Genomic DNA, 17,210 nt, shown 5'->3' on the forward strand with positions numbered 1-17,210 from the left:
AAAAGCGAGAGCCGCTCGCCCATCCCCGGATCGGGACGGCCGAGCGCCTCTCGGAAGGTCAGATGGCGACCTGGACCTCGGCGACATTGCCCACCGAGGCGTGCACGGTCCGGTCGACCGGGTCGGCCTTCGGGGCCAGCGTCCGCAAGGTCCACTGGCCGTCGCCGGCGAAGAACCGGAAGTGGCCGGTGGCGCTGGTCGGCACCTCCGCGGTGAACTCGCCGGTGCGGTCGAGCAGCCGGACGTAGGCGCCGCCCACCGGCTCGCCGTCCCGGGTCACCTGGCCCTGAATGACGGCCTCCTTGGCGACGTCGACGCCGGCGAGCGAGAGCCCACCCTCAGTCGCGCCGCACATCAGATCGTCCCCGGCTCGTCACCCAGGACCACCGGCACGCCGACGAGCGAGCCGTACTCGGTCCAGGAGCCGTCGTAGTTCTTCACGTTGGACTGGTCGAGCAGCTCGTGGAAGACGAACCAGGTGTGCGAGGAGCGCTCGCCGATGCGGCAGTAGGCGATGGTGTCCTTGTCCCAGTCGACGCCGGCGTCGGTGTAGATCTGCTTGAGCTCGTCGTCGGACTTGAAGGTGCCGTCGTCGTTGGCCGCCTTGCTCCACGGGACGTTGGCCGCGGTCGGGATGTGGCCGGCGCGCTGGGCCTGCTCCTGCGGCAGGTGGGCGGGAGCGAGCAGCCGGCCGGCGAACTCGTCGGGCGAGCGGACGTCGACGAGGTTCTTGACGCCGATGGCGTCGACGACCTCGTCGCGGAAGGCGCGGATCGACGCATCCTGCTCCTGGGCGACGTACGACGTCGTGGGCCGCTCGACGGTCTCGTCGGTCAGCTCGCGGGAGTCGAGCTCCCACTTCTTGCGGCCGCCGTCGAGCAGCTTGACGTCCTGGTGGCCGTAGAGCTTGAAGTACCAGTAGGCGTAGGCGGCGAACCAGTTGTTGTTGCCGCCGTAGAGGACCACGGTGTCGTCGTTGGCAACGCCCTTGCTGCTCAGCAGCGCCTCGAACTGCGCCTTGTTGACGAAGTCACGGCGGACCTGGTCCTGCAGGTCGGTAGTCCAGTCCAGCTTGATGGCGCCCTTGATGTGGCCCTTGTCGTAGGCGGAGGTGTCCTCGTCGACCTCGACGAGCACGACCTTGGGGTCATCCAGGTGCTCCTCCACCCACTGGGCGGAGACGAGGGTGTTCTCGCGGCTCATTGTTTGTTGACCTTTCGGGATTTTTCTCAGTGGGCGAAGCGTTTGATCAGGAGGTAGGCCTCGCAGCCCAGGCAGAACCTGAAGACCGCGTTGAGCGTGGCGGCCACGGTGGCCAGTCCGATCGCGACGATGCCGACGAGGCTGTCGCGGTCGAGGAGGAAGGCGATCAGCGCTACCGCGGTGAAGACGAAGCCGACGGCCTGGGCGAACCGTGGCGGTGCCGGGTCCTCGAGGTGGTCAGGCGCCTGGAGGCGTGGCCGGACCAGGGACTTGAAGACCTTCGCATGGACGGTCCGCTGTACGCCGAGGGCGGCGCCGAGCGCGAACAGCACTGTCTGCGCGGCCGTCAAGACGACGCTGATCCAGCTGCCGGCCGTGACCAAGACGGCGATCAGCACCACGAGCGTGACGGCCGCGTTGAACTGCGGCCCACGCGGGTCGATGCCGTCGGTCGCAGCGTCGCCGGCACGGCGCGCGGCAGAGGTGGTTGTGGACATGGTGCTCCAGGGGAAGGGGTGGTGACGGCGAAACGAGAGGGCGTCAGGCCGACATTCGACACAGCGACGAGCGCACGCGGCAGTGGTCCACCGCCCGGCGCTTGGTCAGCATCGTCGAAAGCACGTGTCACACCCTAGGGCCGACTTCGCGGCCATCCCAATCCGAGTCTCGAATCATGAGATCGTCGTCTCACTCTATGAGAGCGAGGGCGGAGACGACCTGCTCTCGACGAGGCAGCCCGGCGGCGCGAGCGATCTCGCGGCCGGTCGCGTCCAGCACGATCGTGGTGGGAGTGCGCACGATCCCGAGACGCCGTACGACGTCGAGGTGGTGCTCCGCGTCGACCTCGACGTGCCGTACGCCCGCGGTCGCCTCGGCGACGTCGGCGAGAACGCGGCGAGTGGCCCGGCAGGGCGCGCAGAAGGCCGTCGAGAACTGCACCAGGGTCGCCCGCTCCCCCGGCTCGGCCTCCCGGACCGCCTCGGCGAGCTGGTCCCAGGTGGTCTCCTGGGGCACCTCGACCGGCGCCGCACCGCAGACCCGGTGGCGGCCCCGGAAGCGGCCGTCCACCACCGCCCGGTAGCCACCGAACGCGAGCGCGACGAGCACCGCCGCCAGTGCCACCCACAGACCGGTCATGTCCAACCCAACGCGCCAGGGCCGCCGACCGATTCCCGGGGCGGGGCGACGAAGGGGGCCACCCTCTCGGTAGGCGGCCCCCTGTCGACCGGCGGTGGGCTACAGACCCGGGACCGGCAGGCCGCCGAGGAGACTGCCCAGCAGGCTCTTGAGTGCGTCGTTGAGCTGGTCGACGGCCGCCGGCAGCGGGGTGCTGCCGAGTCCGACGCCGTCCACGACGCTCTTGAGCGTGTCGGTGACCAGATCGATCAGCCCATTCGGATCGCTGGGCAGCTCACCGCCCGCGGCGGCCTGCAGCTGGGTGATCAGACCCTGCAGCACGCTGGCGAACTGATCGACCGGGAGGCCGGCGCTGTTGAGCGTATCGAGGATCTGGACCACCATGTCGCCGACCACGTCGGCGGGCAGGCCCAGGCCCGACAGCGCGGCGGTCAGCTGGTAGACCAGCGAGGCGTACGACGGCGAGCTCGGGTCGTTGGGGTCGATGGGGGCGTTCGGGTCGGTCGACGCACCCGCCGGCAGCTGCGACTGGGTGTGGCACAGCACCGAGGCAGAGCTGGCGGAGGCGTACGCCGCACGGGCGGCGTGGTACTGCCTGGTCACCCTCCTCTTGGTCTTCCTCAGCTTCTTGACCTTCTTCTCGGTCGCGGTGCTGTGGTGCGACTTGTTGGCCTTCTTGGCCTTCTTCAACTTCTTGGCGACCTTCGCGATCCGGTTCTGCTTCTGCAGCAGGATGGTGCGGGCCGAGCCAAGGCTCTGGTCGTAGGCCGAGCAGTTGGCGGCGGCCGAGGCGGTAGTCGAGGTGACGGTCACCAGGGCACCTGCAGTGAGCGCGATGCCGACCAGCAGCACCGCCGTCTTCTTCGTCAAAGCGAACATCTCAATCGTGGCTCCTTCTCCGGCGGTTGCCAGCGTTCGCCGGCAACGTCGAGATGTTCAACGATGACGAGGCCGCCTCGTTACCACATCTTTCAAATTTCGTGGATATGCCTAACCGCCGGCAAAGGGCGGCAGGAACTCCACCGACTCGCCCGGCTCGACCAGCACCGTCCGCGGGTCGAGCCGGCCGACCGGCCGGTCGCCGACCAGGGCCGAGCAGGCCTGGAGCACTCTGGCGAGCTCGCTGCCGGGGTGCAGCTCGACCGCCAGCCGGGTCACCTCGGTGAGCGAGAGCGGCGCGTCGACGGCCACGGTGTCCTCCGCCGTACCGGCCGCCGCTTTGGCCGCGGCCCAGTAACGAATCCGTATCTGTCCCACATCACGACCTTAGGGGGGCTTCCGGTATGACGCGGAGGTTTCGTTATGATGCGGTGCAGATCAACCCGCCGAGGCTCAGCGTTGCGTTTCGGTGCTCCTTGATGGCTCCTGAGTTAAGTGGAGGTTGAGCCATGAGCACCCTGCTGCTGCTGACCAGTTCCCTACAGCCCTCGGTCGAGGTCCTGCCCGGACTCTCGCTGCTGGGCCACCAGGTCAAGATCCTGCCCGCCGAGGGCTCGGCGCTGCTGGAGGCGCCCGACTCCGACCTGCTGTTGGTCGACGGTCGCCAAGATCTCGCCCACGCCCGCGATCTGTGCCGACTGATCCGTACCACCGGCACCGATGTCCCGGTCCTGCTGGTCGCCACCGAGGGCGGTCTCGCGGTCGTCTCTCACGACTGGGGCATGGACGACGTCGTGCTGCACACCTGCGGCCCGGCCGAGTTGGAGGCGCGCATCAAGCTCGCCATCGGCCGGCTCTCGGCGCTGCGCGAGGCGGCCGACCCCGAGGCGCACGTCATCCGCTCCGGCGAGGTCCTCGTCGACGACGCGACCTACACCGCCAAGATCGGCGGCCGGCCGCTGGACCTGACCTTCAAGGAGTTCGAGCTCCTGAAGTTCCTGGCCCAGCACCCGGGCCGGGTCTTCTCCCGCCAGCAGCTGCTGCAGGAGGTGTGGGGCTACGACTACTTCGGCGGCACCCGCACCGTCGACGTCCACGTGCGTCGGCTGCGCGCCAAGCTCGGCGTGGAGAACGAGACCCTCATCGGCACCGTCCGCAACGTGGGCTACCGGTTCGTGCTGCCGCCGAAGAGCACCGAGGCGACCGCCGCCGACCTGGCCAGGGTCTCCCCGCTGGAGACCTCCCGCCAGGAATAACAGCGCGTCGAGGGGGCGAGGCCGTCGTCGGGCCTCGCCCCCTCGTTCTCGGAGTCGTCCGGGTTCACACCGCGCCGTCGCGCGTCAGCACGGCCCGCAGCGTGCGGAAGAGCAACACCAGGTCGCCACGCAGCGACCAGGTCCGCACGTAGGCGAGGTCGAGCCCGATCGAGGTCTCCCAGTCCAGCCGGGACCGGCCGGAGACCTGCCACAGCCCGGTCACACCGGGCTTGACGGCGAGCCGCTCCCGCTCCCGCTCACTGTAGTCGGCGACCTCGGCGGGCAGCGCCGGTCGAGGCCCGACCAGCGACATCTCGCCACGCACCACGTTCCACAGCTGCGGCAGCTCGTCGAGGGAAGTGCTCCTGATCAGCCGGCCGACACGGGTCACCCGCGGGTCCCGGGTCATCTTGAACAGCAGCCCGGCGCCCTCGTTGGCCTCCCGCAGCTCCGCGAGCCGGGCCTCGGCGTCGGTCACCATGGAGCGGAACTTGTAGATGGTGAACTCCTGGCCGTCGCGGCCGACGCGCACCTGTCGGAAGACCGCCGGACCCGGCGAGGTCAACCGCACCGCCAACGCGATCACCAGCATCGGGATGGCGAGGACGAGCAGCAGCAGCGTCGCGGCGATGCGGTCGAAGGCCGACTTCGCGGCCAGCTGGAACCGGCTGTGTCGGCGTGCCTTGGCCGGGGCGGCGACGACCTCGGTCGCCAGCGACGCCATCCCGAGCTCTCGTGAGGTGAATTGCTGCGTGGTCATGACACCGCCAGTCCGACGTGCTGGCCGCTGACCTGTCGTGCCCGCCAGCCCTGCCAGGCGGAGGCGACCATGTCGTCGAGGCCGATCCGGGCCTGCCAGCCGAGCGCCTCGGCGATCCGGGAGACCTCGGCGACCACGCGCGCCGGGTCACCGGGTCGCCGGTCCACCACGACTGGCTCCACGGCGATGCCGGTAACCCGGCCAACCGTCGCCACCACCTCGGCGACCGACGCGCCCTGGCCGGTGCCGACGTTGAAGACGTCCCCGTGGGCCATCTCGCCGTCGAGGTAGGCCAGCGCGGCGACGTGGGCGTCGGCGAGGTCGCGCACGTCGATGAAGTCACGCACGCAGGTGCCGTCGGAGGTCGGGTAGTCGGCACCGAAGACGAGCGGCGACTCCGCGCGGGCCAACCGCTCGAAGACCATCGGAATCAGGTTGGCGGCGCCCCGGTCGGCCAGCTCCGGGCTGGCCGCGCCGGCGACGTTGAAGTAGCGGAGGTTGACCGCGCGCAGCCCCCAGGCCTCGCCGGCGGCTCGGTTGAGCCACTCGCCGGCGAGCTTGGTCTGGCCGTACGGCGAGATCGGCGTGGTCGGGTCGTCCTCGCACACCCGCCCGTCCGGGCCGGGCCGTACGTCGCCGTACACCGCTGCGGAGGAGGAGAAGACCAGCCGGGTGACCATCGCCGCCGACATCGCGTCGTGGAGGGCGAGCAGGCCGTCGACGTTCTGCCGGTAGTACCAGGCCGGCCGGGCGACGGACTCGGCGACCTGCTTGCGACCCGCCAGGTGTACGACGGCCTCGACGCCGTGGCTGCGCAGGGTCTCGGTCAGCACGGCGGTGGCGCCCGGTGCCGCCAGGTCGACCTCCACCAGCGGCACCCCGTCGGGGATCCGCTCACGCAGACCGGAGCTGAGGTCGTCCACCACGACGACGCTGTCGCCGCGCGCCAACAGCACGCTGACGACGTGGGAGCCGATATAGCCGGCACCGCCGGTGACCAGGACGGCGCCGGGCCGGCCGAGGAGTCTCATCGCGCCATCACCTGAGCGCGGTGGCGATCTGACCGATGGCCGATGCGACGGGTGGCACTGCTGCGGCGCGTGTTCATGGTTCGGCGCTGCCTTCCAGGGGAGCCGGTGGACCGGAGTCACGACGATCGTGACGGGCATGAGAGCCCACAGCCCGGCGGCTATGACGCGCCTTTGAAAAGAATCCCCGTGAAGAGTTGGTGACGAGCGACTCAGGTCTGGGTGTCGCTATCGCCGTCGACGACCCGTAGGCCGCCGAGCCGCATCAAGTCGCCAGCGCACGGATGCGGGCGTCGAGGGCGCGGCGGTCGTAGCGGGGGATGACCGCCTCGACGACCTCGATGCCGCCGTTCGGGTTGGCCAGGGCCTGGTCGAGCTCGGGCAGGCTCCGGACGGAGAGGTACGGCGTCCGGGTGGCCGCGCACAGCGACTCCAGACAGACCCCGTGCGGGGTGCCGAAGAGCCGCTCGAACCGGTCGGCGTAGGCCGGCTCGCCCTGCTCCAGGGTGGCGAAGATGGAGCCGCCGTCGTCGTTGGCGACTACGACGGTCAGGTCCGGGCGCGGCTCGTCGGGGCCGAGGACCAGGCCGCCTGCGTCGTGCAGGAAGGTGACGTCGCCGACCAGCGCGAAGGTGTGGCCGGACGGCCGGCCCAGTGCCGCCCCCAGTGCGCTGGAGACGACGCCATCGATGCCCGCCAGGCCCCGGTTGGCGAGCACCTTGCGGCGCTCGCCGACCGGATAGCGGGGCACCATCAGGTCCAGGTCGCGGACCGGGTTGGAGGGGCCGACCACGAGCTGGTCGCCGGGCCGCAGCGCCCGCGCGACGGCGCCGGCCAGCGCCGGGCCGGTCAGCCCGGGCTCCGCCGCCAGCAGCCGGTCGAGTCCCTGGGAGGTCTGCCGGTCGGCCTCCCGCCAGGCCGCCAGCCAAGCCGGGTCCTCGCTCTGGTCGCCGGTGGCGACGAGCACGGTGTCGAAGGTCCAGCCGACCGGGAAGGGGTGCGTCCGCCACACCCCGCGCGGCGGCCGGGCGACCACCTCGACCCGCTCGAGCAGCCGGCTCACCGGCCGCGACAGCGTCGGGTGGCCGAAGAGCACGACCCGCTCGATCCGGTCGCCGAGGTCGGAGTCGAGCAGCAGCCGGTAGGTGCGGATGGCGTGGTCGCCGGTGCGGGCGCCGCTGGACGGCTCCGCGAACAGCGGCCAGCCCAGGCTCTCGGCCTGCCGGCGGGCGGACGGCCCGGCGTCGTCGCCGGCGACCACGACGGTGAGCGGGCCGCGCTCGATGCTCTCCTGGACCGCCGGCTCGGCCGACGCGATCGGCGTCCGGGCCGCGATCTCGGGCGACCAGCGGTCCTCGGGCAGCAGCGGCTCGTCGAAGTGGGCGTTCCAGTGCACCGGGCGCGAGCCCGCCCAGACCTCGTCAACGTCGAGGTCACCGGGCTTCTCCAGCACCCGGGTGGGGATCAGCGCCCCGAAGATGCCGTGCTGGTCGGTGGTCTGGTTGGCGCCGGTGCCGTAGAGCCGGATCGGCCGGTCGGCGGTCACCGCCACCAGCGGTACGCCGGCGTGGGCGGCCTCCAGCATCGCCGGATGGAGGTTGGCGACGGCGGTGCCGGAGGTGCACATCACGGCGGCCCTGGCACCGGTCTTGGTCAGCCCGAGCGCGAGGAAGCCGGCGGACCGCTCGTCGACCCGCACGTGCAGCCGCACCAGTCCTGCCCGCTCGGCGTCGTAGACGGCGTAGGCGAGCGGTGCGTTGCGGGAGCCCGGCGCGATGACGATCTCGGTGACGCCCGCCTCGACCAGCCCGGCGACGACGGCGCGGGCGAGCTCGGTCGACGGGTTCGCTCCACTCACAGACGTGACTCTCTCACCTCGGCGAGCCGGCGCTGCCAGTAGGCCTGCCGGTCGGGTGCCGCCGCGAGCCGCCGCAGCGCCGGCTCCGACACCGTCGGGACCGTGACCGGGAGCGCGCCGTCGACCGGCAGCAGGGAGCTCGCGGTGAGGTCGTCGGTCAGCAGCTGCACGGTCGCCAGGCCGCAGGCGTAGGGCAGCTCGGGGAGCGCGGCGGCCAGCGCGACCCCGGCCGCGATCCCCACCGAGGTCTCCAGCGCCGAGGAGACCACGACCGGCAGCCCGATCTCCTCGGCGATCCGCAGGCAGGCACGTACGCCGCCCAGCGGCTGCACCTTGAGCACCGCGATGTCGGCCGCCGCCAGCCGCTTGACCAGGAACGGGTCCTCGGCCCGCCGGATCGACTCGTCGGCCGCGATCGGGACGTCCACCCGGCGCCGTACCGCCGCGAGATCCTCGACCGACGCGACCGGCTGCTCGACGTACTCCAAACCGACGGCCCGGTCGAGCAGCCCGATGGCGGAGACGGCGGTGTCGACGTCCCACAGCCCGTTGACGTCGACCCGGATCCGGCCGGCCGGGCCCAGGGCGTCGCGGACCGCCTCGACCCGGGCGAGGTCGTCGGCGAGCGTCTGGCCGGGCTCGCCGACCTTGACCTTCGCGGTCGTGCAGCCGCCGGCCAGCGCGATCCGGTGGGCGTCCTCGGGGCCGACGGCCGGCACTGTGACGTTGACCGGTACCGACGACCTGACCGGCTCCGGCCAGTCGCCGCCGGCGGCCTCCTCGGCGGCCCGCAGCCACGGCTCCGCGACGGCCGGATCGGGGTAGTCGAGGAACGGGCTCCACTCCCCCCAGCCGCCCTCGCCGCGGATCAGCGCGCCCTCGCGGACGGTGATGCCACGGAAGCGGGTGCGCATCGGGATGGACCAGACGATCACGCGAGACTCCCCGCCAGGCGACGCAGCGTCAGCCGGTCCGGCTTGCCGTTGGCGAGCAGCGGGATCTCCTGCAGTACGACGACCTGGCGAGGCGCCCAGGAGCGCGGCCGCTCCTCGGCCACCCACTCCCGCAGCTCGTCGAGCGAGGCGGACCCGACCACGAACGCGACCAGCCGGCTCCCCCACTCCTCGTCGGGCACGCCGAGCACCTCGGCGGCAGCGACCGCCGGATGCTGCCGCAGCCGGGCCGCCACGGCCGGCGCCGGCACGTTGACGCCGCCGGTGACGACCACGTCGTCGAGCCGGCCGAGCACTTGCAGCCGGCCGTCCTCGTCGAGCCGGCCGGCGTCGGAGGTGAGGAACCAGCCGTCGACCAGCACCTGCGCGGTCAGCACCGGGTCGTCCTGATAGCCCGAGAACAGCGTCGGCCCACCGATCCGGATGCGGCTGGGCTCGCCTGGAGCACCCCCGAGCGCCAGGGCCACCCCGTCCAGCGGCAGGCCGTCGTAGACGCAGCCGCCGCAGGTCTCGGCCGAGCCGTAGGTGGCCACGACGTTGACGCCCGCGGCCTCGGCGCGGGCCCGCAGGCCCGGGTCGACGGGACCGCCGCCGAGCAGCACGGCCCGGAACCCCGCCAGCACCGCGGCGTCGGTGCCGAGCAGCCGGTGCAGCTGGGTGGGCACCAGCGAGACGAAGTCGCAGCCGCGCGCCGACTCCGCGAACGACTCGCCCAGCACCGCTGGGGGATGACCGGCGACCAGCGACCGGAGGATCACGTTCAGCCCGGCGACGTACGACGCCGGCAGCGCCAGCAGCCAGCGGCCTCCCCCGGATCCGGGAGCGCCGCCGACCCGTCGGGCGGAGGCCTCGGCCGAGGCCAGCATCGCCGCCCGCGAGAGCTCGACCCGCTTCGGCCGGCCGGTGGAGCCGGAGGTCTCGACGACCCACGGCGCCGGGTCGGCGGCGTCCAGCCATGCCGCCACGCGGGCGATCGTCGCGCCGGCGTTATCCATGTGACGAACGCTAGCCGGGCATGATGCGATGGGCCTCGATGCCCTCCCTGTCTCGGACCTTGAAGCGGCTGGTCCCGCCGACGCCACTCTCGCGCAGACTGGCCACGCAGTCGATCCTGTTCGCGGCCGGCGACGGAGCCTTCAACACCGCGAGCGCGGTCTTCCTGATCCATGTCGTCGGCATGTCGGCGGCGAAGGTCGGCCTGGCGATCACCATCGAGGGCGTCGCGGAGTTCCTGCTCGCCTATCCCGCGGGCCGGATCGTCGACCGGCTCGGCCCGAAGCGGATGTGGGCGCTGTCGACCTTCGGCCGGATGCCCTGCTACCTGGCGCTGCCGTTCGTCACCGGCTTCGGCGAGTACGTCGCCGTGGCGGTCGTCTTCGCGTTGATGAGCGCCTTCGGCGGAGCCGGCCGCAACGCCTACGTCCTCGACGTCATGCCGGCCAGGGAGCGCGTCGAGACCCAGGCCTATATGTACTCCTCGCTCAACGTCGGCTTCACCCTCGGCGCCATCATCGGCGGTGTCGCGCTCGCCTTCGACAGCCTCACCGTGGTCCGGTGGCTGCCGATGCTCACCGCCGCGCTGGTGCTGGTCAACGCCGTCCGGATCGTGGGGCTGCCGGCCGCGCCGCACGACCTGCGGGTCGCCACCGGCGAGGCAGTCGCCAAGGCACCCGGCCCCGGACCGATGAGGAACGCCGGCTGGATGCTCACCTCGTTCTTCGCCGGCACGCTGTGGACCAACCAGGTGCTGCTCAATATCGTCATCCCGCTGTGGCTGGTCGATCGCACCGACTCACCCCACGTGCTACTGGCCTGGCTGTTCGGCACCAACACGGTGCTGTGCATCTTCCTGCCGGCGTACACCGCGCGGACCGTGCACGACCTCCGCTCCGCCCTGCGCAGCATCTGGCTCTCCACCGGCTTCTTCGTGGCGTCCTGCCTGATCACGCTCGTCACCCACTCCACTACCGGGCTCGTCACGATCCTGTTGGTGTGGCTCGGCCACGTGACGGTGACCGGCGCCGAGCTCTTCCTCTCGGCGAGCAGCTGGTCGTTCCAGGCCGAGCTGATGGATCCGCGTCGGCGCGGCGAGTACCAGGGCGTCCAGGAGGTCTTCGGCGCGCTCGGCTCCAAGTGGGCGCCGGCGCTGTTCACCTTCCTCGCGATGGACTGGGGCGAGACCGGCTGGCTGGTGATCGCCGCGGTCGGCCTCGTCGCCACGCTCGGACTCGGGCCGTCGGTGCGGGTCGCGGAGCGGTTCGCGCGACAGCACTTCCCGCCGGAGGTCGCCGCCGCATGAGAGTGCTGCCCGAGGACGGACTGACTCGCCGGCTGGCCCTCCAGTCCGTCATCTCCGCGTTCGGCGACGGCGCCTTCCTCACCGGCTCGGCGTTCTACTTCACCCAGCTGGTCGGGCTCTCCGCCCAGCAGGTCGGCATCGGGCTCTCGCTCGCGGCGGCGGTCCAGTTCGTCTGCTCGGTGCCGACCGGGAAGTGGGTCGACCGGGCCGGCTCCCAACGGGCCTGGCTGCTGACCGCCGCGGTCCAGGCGGCGCTCTACTTCTGCTGGCCGGCGATCGACGGGTTCGCCACGTTCCTGCTCATCCTGGCGACGATGAGCGTGGTCGAGGCGGCGATGCGGGCCGGCCGCAATGCCTACACGATCGCCGTCTTCCCGCGCGAGCAGCGGGTCGCCTCGCAGGCCTATATGCGGGCCGCGCGCAACGTCGGCTACACCCTCGGCGCGCTGCTGGCCGGCGTGGCGCTCGGCACCGACTCCGACCTCGCGATGGAGCTGGTCCCGATCGTCACCGGCGCCCTGCTGGTCCTCAACACGATCTGGGTCTGGCGACTGCCCTCCCTCGCTGAGCAGTCCCAAACTGACACGCGAGCACAGCGGGCAGACGTCAGTTTGGGACCGCTCAGCGCCGGGACGAGAGCGATGCGCAACCGCGGCTTCCTGGTCATGCTGCGGCATCGTGCTGGTCACCCACGACACCACCGGCTGGCTGACCATCGCGCTGGTCTGGGTCGGGCACGTCACGGTGACCGGCGCCGAGCTGTGGCAGTCGGCCGGCATGTGGGGACTGGTCGCCGAGCTCTCCGACCCGGAACGGCTGGGCGAGTACCAGGGCGTGACCTCGCTGGGCTACACCCTCGGCGAGGTGTGGGCCCCGGCCGCCTACACCTTCCTCGCCATGTCGCTCGGCGCGCCGGGCTGGGTGATCATCGCGCTCATCGTGATCGGTGCTTCCTTCGTGATCGGGCCGGCCTCGCGAGCGGCCCAACGCCATCTCGCTGTCGCCGGTGCCGCGGGCCGGCTCGAGTTGTGACCAGAACGTGGGGCCCCGGGTCACTCTCTGGTCACAACCCCGTCAGTGTCTAATAGACCCTCGTGGCAACACCTGCACAGTGGCTCCAGGGGGCGCGTCCCCGCACCCTTCCCGCAGCGGTCAGCCCGGTTCTCGCCGGCACCGGCGTGGCGGCGTACGACGGCGCGGCGGTGTGGTGGAAGGCGGTGCTCGCGCTGATCGTGGCGCTGGCGCTGCAGGTGGCGGTCAACTACGCCAACGACTACTCCGACGGCATCCGCGGCACCGACGACGAGCGGGTCGGGCCGCTGCGGCTGACCGGCTCCCGGCTGGCGACGCCCGGGGCCGTCAAGCGGGCGGCCTTCGCGGCGTTCGCGGTGGCCGGCGTCGCGGGCATCGTGCTCGCCGCGACGACCGCCTGGTGGCTGGTCGCGATCGGCCTGCTGTGCATCCTCGCCGCGTGGTACTACACCGGCGGCTCCCGGCCCTACGGCTATGCCGGCCTCGGCGAGGTGGTGGTGTTCGTCTTCTTCGGGCTGGTGGCGGTGATCGGCACCTACTACGTCCAGGCCGAGCGGTGGTCCTGGCCGGCGCTCTATGCCGCGGTCGGGGTCGGCGCGCTCGCCTGTGGCCTGCTGGTCGCCAACAACCTGCGCGACATCCCCACCGACACCGTCGCCGGCAAGCTGACCCTGGCGGTGCGGCTCGGCGACGGCCGCACCCGGGCGCTCTACGCACTGCTGGTGCTCGCCGCGGCGGCGGCGGTGGTGGCCGTCGCCGTCAGCACCACCTGGTGGGCGCTGGTCGGCCTCGGCTTCCTGCTGGTCGCCGTGCCCGCGGCCCGTACGGTCGCCTCCGGCGCTCTCGGTCCGGCGCTGATCCCGGTCCTGGCCGGCACCGGCCGCGCCGAGCTGGTCTGGGCGGTGCTGGTCGCCGTACCGCTGGTGATCGCCGCCTAGTCGAGGGCGCGGACGGCGGCCACCACCGACTCGCCGCCGTGCCACACCGCCGACAGCGTCTCGTCGCCGGCCAGCTCGGCGGGCACGATCCGGGCGATGGTGAGGTCGAAGTCGGCCAGGCTCACCACGGCCTGCGCGCCGAGGTCGTCGATGGTCAGCGAGCCAACGTGCGGGACGTCGTCGGCGCGCAGCGAGCCGGTTCCCCGCACCCGCACGGTCGGGTCGCGTCGATCGACGATCTCACCGGACTCCTCGACCAGCAGCTCGGCCTCGTGGCCGCCGGTGAGGATGGCGTGCAGGAAGGCGCGCGCGGCGGCCGGGTCGGCACAGCCGTCGTAGCACCAGCGAGGGCCGAGCACGGAGTGCTCCATGGTGCCGATCAGGAAGTCCTCGGCGCCGGCCAGCGGGGCACCCCGATAGGTCAGCGGCAGGTGCAGCATCTTGGCGCCCGCAGCAACCAGCAGCGCCTCGATGCCGACCTCCCCCTCGGGGTCGTCGAAGCGGTAGGAGCCGAGCTGGTCGAGCTCGCCGAACCCGCCCGCCCAGGGCTGCTTCTCCAGCCAGGGGCCGAGCAGCTCCAGCTTGCCCGGCGTCAGGGTGGCGCGGTGTACGACGGCCATCAGTGGTCCTCCTTGGAGCGCGCCTTCTCCAGCGCGGCGTTGGCACGGCTCTCGACCTTGCTGGCGAAGGCGACCCGCTGCCGGTCCAGCAGGAAGTACGACGCCACCCCGCTGATCACGAAGGCGATCACGATCACCGCGAACAGCGGCACGCTGCCGGCGATGAGGACCCAGGCCCCCGCGACGATGCCGAAGGTGGCCAGGAGCAGCAGCGCCCGTAGCCCGGTATAGATGGCGAACTCCTTCACGGGGAACAGCCTAGGGACTCGCTCGGCATACGGCCGCAGCGCCTGCTGGGGATCGACCTATCCTGGTCGCGTGAAGGTCCTGCTGGTGGTGATCCTGCTCGTCGTGGCGGTCTATCTCCTCGTCCGAGCGGTCCAGCGCCGCGGCATCACCCCGCCGCCGTTCCCCGGGACCGGTCTAGCGGCCCGGCCGGCCCCCAAGGGCCCGGTCGGGCCCGACGACGACGAGGAGTTCCTGCGCGAACTGGACCGCAAGCGGCTCTTCCCCGACGACCCCGAGGGCTGAGAACGTGTTCTGAGGCGGGGGTCAGCTCAGCAGGCTGCCGAAGCCGCCGGACTTGCTCTCCGGCACCGCCGCGAGTTCACTGCGCATGGCGCACATCATGCACCGGAGCGGCGTAGGAGTGCTGGGACGTCGAGGAGAAGTAGTTGATCCCGACGAAGTTGAACCACAGCGTGGCCAGGCCGACCAGGGCCAGGATCGCGGCATTGCGGCCCCGCCAGCCGGCGGTGGCGCGGGCGTGGAGGTAGCCGGCGTAGACGACCCAGGTGATGAACGCCCAGACCTCCTTGGGGTCCCAGTTCCAGTACGACGACCAGGCCTGGTGCGCCCAGATCGGTCCGGTGATCAGCACCGCGAAAGTCCACACCGGGAAGGCGAAGGCGTGGATCCGGTAGGAGATCCGGTCGAGCGCCTCCAGCGACGGCACCCGGGACAGCCAGCCCCCCAGCAGGCCGGTGGAGCCGCGAGGCCCGACGCGCGCCTTGACCAGGTAGACCGCCGAGGCGATGCCGCCGAGCGTGAACGCGCCGGTGGCGAGGATCGCGGAGACGACGTGGATGACCAGCCAGTAGGAGTTGAGCGCCTCGGTGAGCGGGGCGACCGGCTCGTAGAGCCAGATCACGTCGATCATCAGGCAGACCAGCACGAACCCGACGACCACCGGCGCCATCCAGGCGAGCCGGAAGCGGCGGTAGAGGGCGACGTACGCCGCCGCGACCACGAAGGTGCCCGAGAGGGTGAACTCGTACATATTGCCCCACGGCACCCGGTTGGGATCCGCAGCCATGCCCCGGCCCACCAGCGAGACCAGATGGGCCAGCACCGCGACGACGGTGAGCAGGATGCCGAGCCGGCCGAAGAGCGCGACCCGGTGCTCGCGGTCCTCGGCGTCGCTCGCGGGCGGCACGTCGTCAGCGGGCAGCCCACCCGCGGCGACCAACTCCCGCGCGGGCTTGCGCCCGGCCAGCGCCGACCACTCCACCAGGTGCGCCAGCAGGGCGAGGAAGTAGACGATGCCGGCGGCGGCCAGCGCCTGGTTGGACAGCGTCTCCCAACTCGTGTCGGTCATGTCCGGTCCTTCTGTAGGGAGTCGACGAGCTCACGTACGACGGTCTCAGTATCGCCCCCGCCGGATCGGTCCAGCGCGGCGACCTCGACCATGGTGTCACCCGACTCGGTACGCCGGGCCCGCACCCACACCCGGCGGGGCCTGATGAACAGCGACCCGAGCAGGCCGATCAGGCACAGCACCACGCCGCCGAGGGCGAGCCGCTTGCCGGGCGACTGGCTGATCTGCAGCCGGTTCCACTTCGCGACGCCGTCGAAGCTGACCGAGCCCAGGCCGTTGGGCAGCGTGACGGTGTCGCCGACCCTCATGTCCAGCCGGAGCGGCTGGCTCGGGTCGTCGGGATCCATCACCTGGGTAGTGCCCTCCTTGTCGAGCAGGTAGACCGACTGGGGGCCGTTGCTCGGGTTGAGGTCACCGGCATAGACCAGCATCGAGATGAGCGGGTTGTTGTCCTTGCCCATCAGCGTGGCCGGGTCGCCGTTGTTCAGGTAGAAGGTCGGGTAGAAGTTGCCCTCCAGGCCGATCTGGTTCTCCGGCGGCTTCGTCTCGTCCTGGCCCGCGATATAGCCGGGCTGGCTCTTGACCACGCCGTAGGAGAGGAAGCTGGCGTCCTGCGGCAGGAAGACGGTCGGGCCGGAGGCGGTGATATTGCCGTCGCCGTCGCGGATGGTGACGATCGGGGCATAGCCGTGGCCGATCAGGAAGACCTCGGTGCTGCCGATGCTCAGCGGGTGGTTGACTCGCAGGTCGTAGGACTTGTCGTCGCTGCCGTCGCACGTGCGGCAGTAGCTCAGCTCGGACCGGAACCCCCTCGCCATCCCGGTGTCGAGCCAGTCGACGTAGAAGTCGTCGATGCTGAAGGAGAACGGGTCCATCCGGGACTCGCTGAACAGGCTGCCCGGGTCGAGGTCGTCGTACTGCTGGGAGACGTTGGTGAAGCCGTAGTCGGGCCCGACTGGCACGATGACGCCGCCCTTGTAGCCGAACAGGCTGCCCCAGGCGAAGCCCACCAGCACCAGGATGATCGAGAGGTGGAAGAGCAGGTTGCCGGCCTCCCGGAGATAGCCCCGCTCCGCCGAGACCGACGGGCCAGAGACAGAGTCCTGCTCGCCCGCACGCAGCCGGTAGCGCTGCCGCTTGAGCACCGACCGGGCGCGGTCGAGCACCACCTCCGGCTCCTCGGCGACGACATACGACGCATGGTCGGTGAACCGGGCCAGGTGGCGCGGCGTCGCGGGCGGCTGGGCGCGCAGAGCACGCCAGTAGACCCGCAGCCGGGGCACGATGCAGCCGATCAGCGAGACCATCAGCAGGATGTAGATGGCTGCGAACCAGGGCGAGGAGTAGACGTCGAAGAGGTCGAGTCGCTCGTAGATCGGCGTCAACCTGGGGTGATCCTCCTGCCAGTTGGAGGTCTTCAGCGAGTCGACGCCGGACTGCGGGATCAGCGAGCCCGGGATGGCGGCCAGCGCCAGCAGCAGGAGCAGCATCAGCGCGGTGCGCATCGAGGTGAGCTGCCGCCAGGCCCAGCGGCCCAGTTCGACGACGGTCAGCTCGCCGGGCCGGCGCGGTGGCGGCGGCTGCGAGGCGTGGCCCTCGGGAAGGGTGTCGAGCTGCTCGCTCATGCGCGACCTCGCTTCGCTCGGTGGG

20 protein-coding genes and 1 pseudogene are annotated in these 17,210 nt (G+C 71.4%); 6 read left to right on the forward strand and 15 right to left on the reverse strand.

The genetic code is table 11. The features are described 5' to 3' along the window. Positions 1-58 precede the first annotated feature (58 nt). The 6 genes from QM595_RS16185 to QM595_RS16210 form a co-directional block, all read right to left on the reverse strand. Entirely contained in the window at positions 59-355 is a 297-nt protein-coding gene (locus tag QM595_RS16185; RefSeq protein WP_415172611.1) for a DUF1416 domain-containing protein, read from the reverse strand. Beyond that, on the reverse strand, positions 355-1,203 hold the full coding sequence (locus QM595_RS16190) for a sulfurtransferase (RefSeq protein WP_415172612.1): 849 nt from the start codon (positions 1,201-1,203) through the stop codon (positions 355-357). Before QM595_RS16190 ends, QM595_RS16185 begins: the two co-directional genes overlap by 1 nt. A 26-nt stretch (positions 1,204-1,229) precedes the next feature. Further along, the gene (locus QM595_RS16195; RefSeq protein ID WP_415172613.1) at positions 1,230-1,700 is read right to left on the reverse strand and encodes a DUF4395 domain-containing protein; all 471 of its coding nucleotides are present in this window, start codon (positions 1,698-1,700) and stop codon (positions 1,230-1,232) included. Between the two features lie 190 nt (positions 1,701-1,890). Then, complete coding sequence (locus tag QM595_RS16200; RefSeq protein ID WP_415172614.1) at positions 1,891-2,340, reverse strand: TlpA family protein disulfide reductase; 450 nt, start codon at positions 2,338-2,340, stop codon at positions 1,891-1,893. Between the two features lie 99 nt (positions 2,341-2,439). Next, positions 2,440-3,219: a hypothetical protein gene (locus QM595_RS16205; protein ID WP_415172615.1), complete on the reverse strand. Its 780-nt coding sequence runs from the start codon at positions 3,217-3,219 to the stop codon at positions 2,440-2,442. A 111-nt stretch (positions 3,220-3,330) separates the two neighbouring features. Beyond that, complete coding sequence (locus tag QM595_RS16210) at positions 3,331-3,597, reverse strand: MoaD/ThiS family protein (protein WP_415172616.1); 267 nt, start codon at positions 3,595-3,597, stop codon at positions 3,331-3,333. A gap of 131 nt (positions 3,598-3,728) precedes the next feature. Between QM595_RS16210 and QM595_RS16215 the strand changes: the two genes are divergently transcribed. Then, positions 3,729-4,475 (forward strand): response regulator transcription factor, encoded by a 747-nt coding sequence (locus QM595_RS16215; protein ID WP_415172617.1) that lies wholly within the window; start codon positions 3,729-3,731, stop codon positions 4,473-4,475. A gap of 64 nt (positions 4,476-4,539) precedes the next feature. Here QM595_RS16215 and QM595_RS16220 read toward each other — a convergent pair whose 3' ends face one another. From QM595_RS16220 to QM595_RS16240, 5 genes are all read right to left on the reverse strand, one after another. Beyond that, complete coding sequence (locus QM595_RS16220) at positions 4,540-5,235, reverse strand: sugar transferase (RefSeq protein ID WP_415172618.1); 696 nt, start codon at positions 5,233-5,235, stop codon at positions 4,540-4,542. Beyond that, positions 5,232-6,266: a UDP-glucose 4-epimerase GalE gene (gene galE / locus QM595_RS16225; RefSeq protein ID WP_415172619.1), complete on the reverse strand. Its 1,035-nt coding sequence runs from the start codon at positions 6,264-6,266 to the stop codon at positions 5,232-5,234. The genes QM595_RS16220 and galE overlap by 4 nt, the downstream gene beginning before the upstream one ends. Before the next feature lie 262 nt (positions 6,267-6,528). Then, positions 6,529-8,121 (reverse strand): 2-succinyl-5-enolpyruvyl-6-hydroxy-3-cyclohexene-1-carboxylic-acid synthase, encoded by a 1,593-nt coding sequence (menD, locus tag QM595_RS16230; protein ID WP_415172620.1) that lies wholly within the window; start codon positions 8,119-8,121, stop codon positions 6,529-6,531. Next, positions 8,118-9,056 (reverse strand): o-succinylbenzoate synthase, encoded by a 939-nt coding sequence (locus tag QM595_RS16235; protein ID WP_415172621.1) that lies wholly within the window; start codon positions 9,054-9,056, stop codon positions 8,118-8,120. The genes menD and QM595_RS16235 overlap by 4 nt, the downstream gene beginning before the upstream one ends. Next, positions 9,053-10,069, reverse strand: coding sequence for an AMP-binding protein (locus tag QM595_RS16240; protein WP_415172622.1), 1,017 nt, complete (start codon positions 10,067-10,069; stop codon positions 9,053-9,055). Before QM595_RS16240 ends, QM595_RS16235 begins: the two co-directional genes overlap by 4 nt. 59 nt (positions 10,070-10,128) lie before the next feature. Between QM595_RS16240 and QM595_RS16245 the strand changes: the two genes are divergently transcribed. The 4 genes and pseudogenes from QM595_RS16245 to QM595_RS16260 all read left to right on the forward strand — a co-directional run bounded on the left by QM595_RS16245 (position 10,129) and on the right by QM595_RS16260 (position 13,343). Beyond that, positions 10,129-11,373 carry an MFS transporter gene (locus QM595_RS16245; RefSeq protein WP_415172623.1) on the forward strand — a complete coding sequence of 415 codons (1,245 nt, stop codon included), beginning with the start codon at positions 10,129-10,131 and terminating at the stop codon, positions 11,371-11,373. Next, positions 11,370-11,969 (forward strand): annotated as a pseudogene (locus tag QM595_RS16250) (MFS transporter); the annotation flags it as partial. The gene QM595_RS16245 and the pseudogene QM595_RS16250, both read left to right, overlap by 4 nt. A gap of 82 nt (positions 11,970-12,051) precedes the next feature. After that, positions 12,052-12,405, forward strand: coding sequence for a hypothetical protein (locus QM595_RS16255; protein WP_415172645.1), 354 nt, complete (start codon positions 12,052-12,054; stop codon positions 12,403-12,405). A 62-nt stretch (positions 12,406-12,467) separates the two neighbouring features. Beyond that, the gene (locus tag QM595_RS16260) at positions 12,468-13,343 is read left to right on the forward strand and encodes a 1,4-dihydroxy-2-naphthoate polyprenyltransferase (RefSeq protein WP_415172624.1); all 876 of its coding nucleotides are present in this window, start codon (positions 12,468-12,470) and stop codon (positions 13,341-13,343) included. On the opposite strand, the gene QM595_RS16265 is transcribed toward QM595_RS16260, so the two are convergent. Both QM595_RS16265 and QM595_RS16270 read right to left on the reverse strand, forming a co-directional pair. Further along, positions 13,340-13,963: a CG0192-related protein gene (locus QM595_RS16265; RefSeq protein WP_415172625.1), complete on the reverse strand. Its 624-nt coding sequence runs from the start codon at positions 13,961-13,963 to the stop codon at positions 13,340-13,342. The two genes, QM595_RS16260 and QM595_RS16265, sit on opposite strands and share 4 nt — an antisense overlap. Beyond that, positions 13,963-14,211, reverse strand: a complete 249-nt coding sequence (locus QM595_RS16270) for a DUF4229 domain-containing protein (protein WP_415172626.1) — start codon at positions 14,209-14,211, stop codon at positions 13,963-13,965. Before QM595_RS16270 ends, QM595_RS16265 begins: the two co-directional genes overlap by 1 nt. Positions 14,212-14,281: 70 nt before the next feature. Between QM595_RS16270 and QM595_RS16275 the strand changes: the two genes are divergently transcribed. Further along, complete coding sequence (locus tag QM595_RS16275; RefSeq protein ID WP_415172627.1) at positions 14,282-14,494, forward strand: hypothetical protein; 213 nt, start codon at positions 14,282-14,284, stop codon at positions 14,492-14,494. Between the two features lie 76 nt (positions 14,495-14,570). Here QM595_RS16275 and ccsB read toward each other — a convergent pair whose 3' ends face one another. Beyond that, positions 14,571-15,560, reverse strand: a complete 990-nt coding sequence (ccsB, locus tag QM595_RS16280; protein WP_415172628.1) for a c-type cytochrome biogenesis protein CcsB — start codon at positions 15,558-15,560, stop codon at positions 14,571-14,573. Then, positions 15,557-17,185, reverse strand: a complete 1,629-nt coding sequence (locus QM595_RS16285; protein WP_415172629.1) for a cytochrome c biogenesis protein ResB — start codon at positions 17,183-17,185, stop codon at positions 15,557-15,559. The genes ccsB and QM595_RS16285 overlap by 4 nt, the downstream gene beginning before the upstream one ends. Positions 17,186-17,210: the final 25 nt, after the last annotated feature.

Source organism: Nocardioides sp. (assembly GCF_047607185.1).
GTDB lineage: Bacteria > Actinomycetota > Actinomycetes > Propionibacteriales > Nocardioidaceae > Nocardioides.

What these genes read in the sequence shown, in the direction of transcription:
- QM595_RS16185 (WP_415172611.1), bottom strand. Translation starts at nt 355, where the DNA reads ATGTGCGGCGCGACTGAGGGTGGGCTCTCGCTCGCCGGCGTCGACGTC.
- QM595_RS16190 (WP_415172612.1), bottom strand. Translation starts at nt 1,203, where the DNA reads ATGAGCCGCGAGAACACCCTCGTCTCCGCCCAGTGGGTGGAGGAGCAC.
- QM595_RS16195 (WP_415172613.1), bottom strand. Translation starts at nt 1,700, where the DNA reads ATGTCCACAACCACCTCTGCCGCGCGCCGTGCCGGCGACGCTGCGACC.
- QM595_RS16200 (WP_415172614.1), bottom strand. Translation starts at nt 2,340, where the DNA reads ATGACCGGTCTGTGGGTGGCACTGGCGGCGGTGCTCGTCGCGCTCGCG.
- QM595_RS16205 (WP_415172615.1), bottom strand. Translation starts at nt 3,219, where the DNA reads ATGTTCGCTTTGACGAAGAAGACGGCGGTGCTGCTGGTCGGCATCGCG.
- QM595_RS16215 (WP_415172617.1), top strand. Translation starts at nt 3,729, where the DNA reads ATGAGCACCCTGCTGCTGCTGACCAGTTCCCTACAGCCCTCGGTCGAG.
- QM595_RS16220 (WP_415172618.1), bottom strand. Translation starts at nt 5,235, where the DNA reads ATGACCACGCAGCAATTCACCTCACGAGAGCTCGGGATGGCGTCGCTG.
- galE (WP_415172619.1), bottom strand. Translation starts at nt 6,266, where the DNA reads ATGAGACTCCTCGGCCGGCCCGGCGCCGTCCTGGTCACCGGCGGTGCC.
- QM595_RS16240 (WP_415172622.1), bottom strand. Translation starts at nt 10,069, where the DNA reads ATGGATAACGCCGGCGCGACGATCGCCCGCGTGGCGGCATGGCTGGAC.
- QM595_RS16265 (WP_415172625.1), bottom strand. Translation starts at nt 13,963, where the DNA reads ATGGCCGTCGTACACCGCGCCACCCTGACGCCGGGCAAGCTGGAGCTG.
- ccsB (WP_415172628.1), bottom strand. Translation starts at nt 15,560, where the DNA reads ATGACCGACACGAGTTGGGAGACGCTGTCCAACCAGGCGCTGGCCGCC.
- QM595_RS16285 (WP_415172629.1), bottom strand. Translation starts at nt 17,185, where the DNA reads ATGAGCGAGCAGCTCGACACCCTTCCCGAGGGCCACGCCTCGCAGCCG.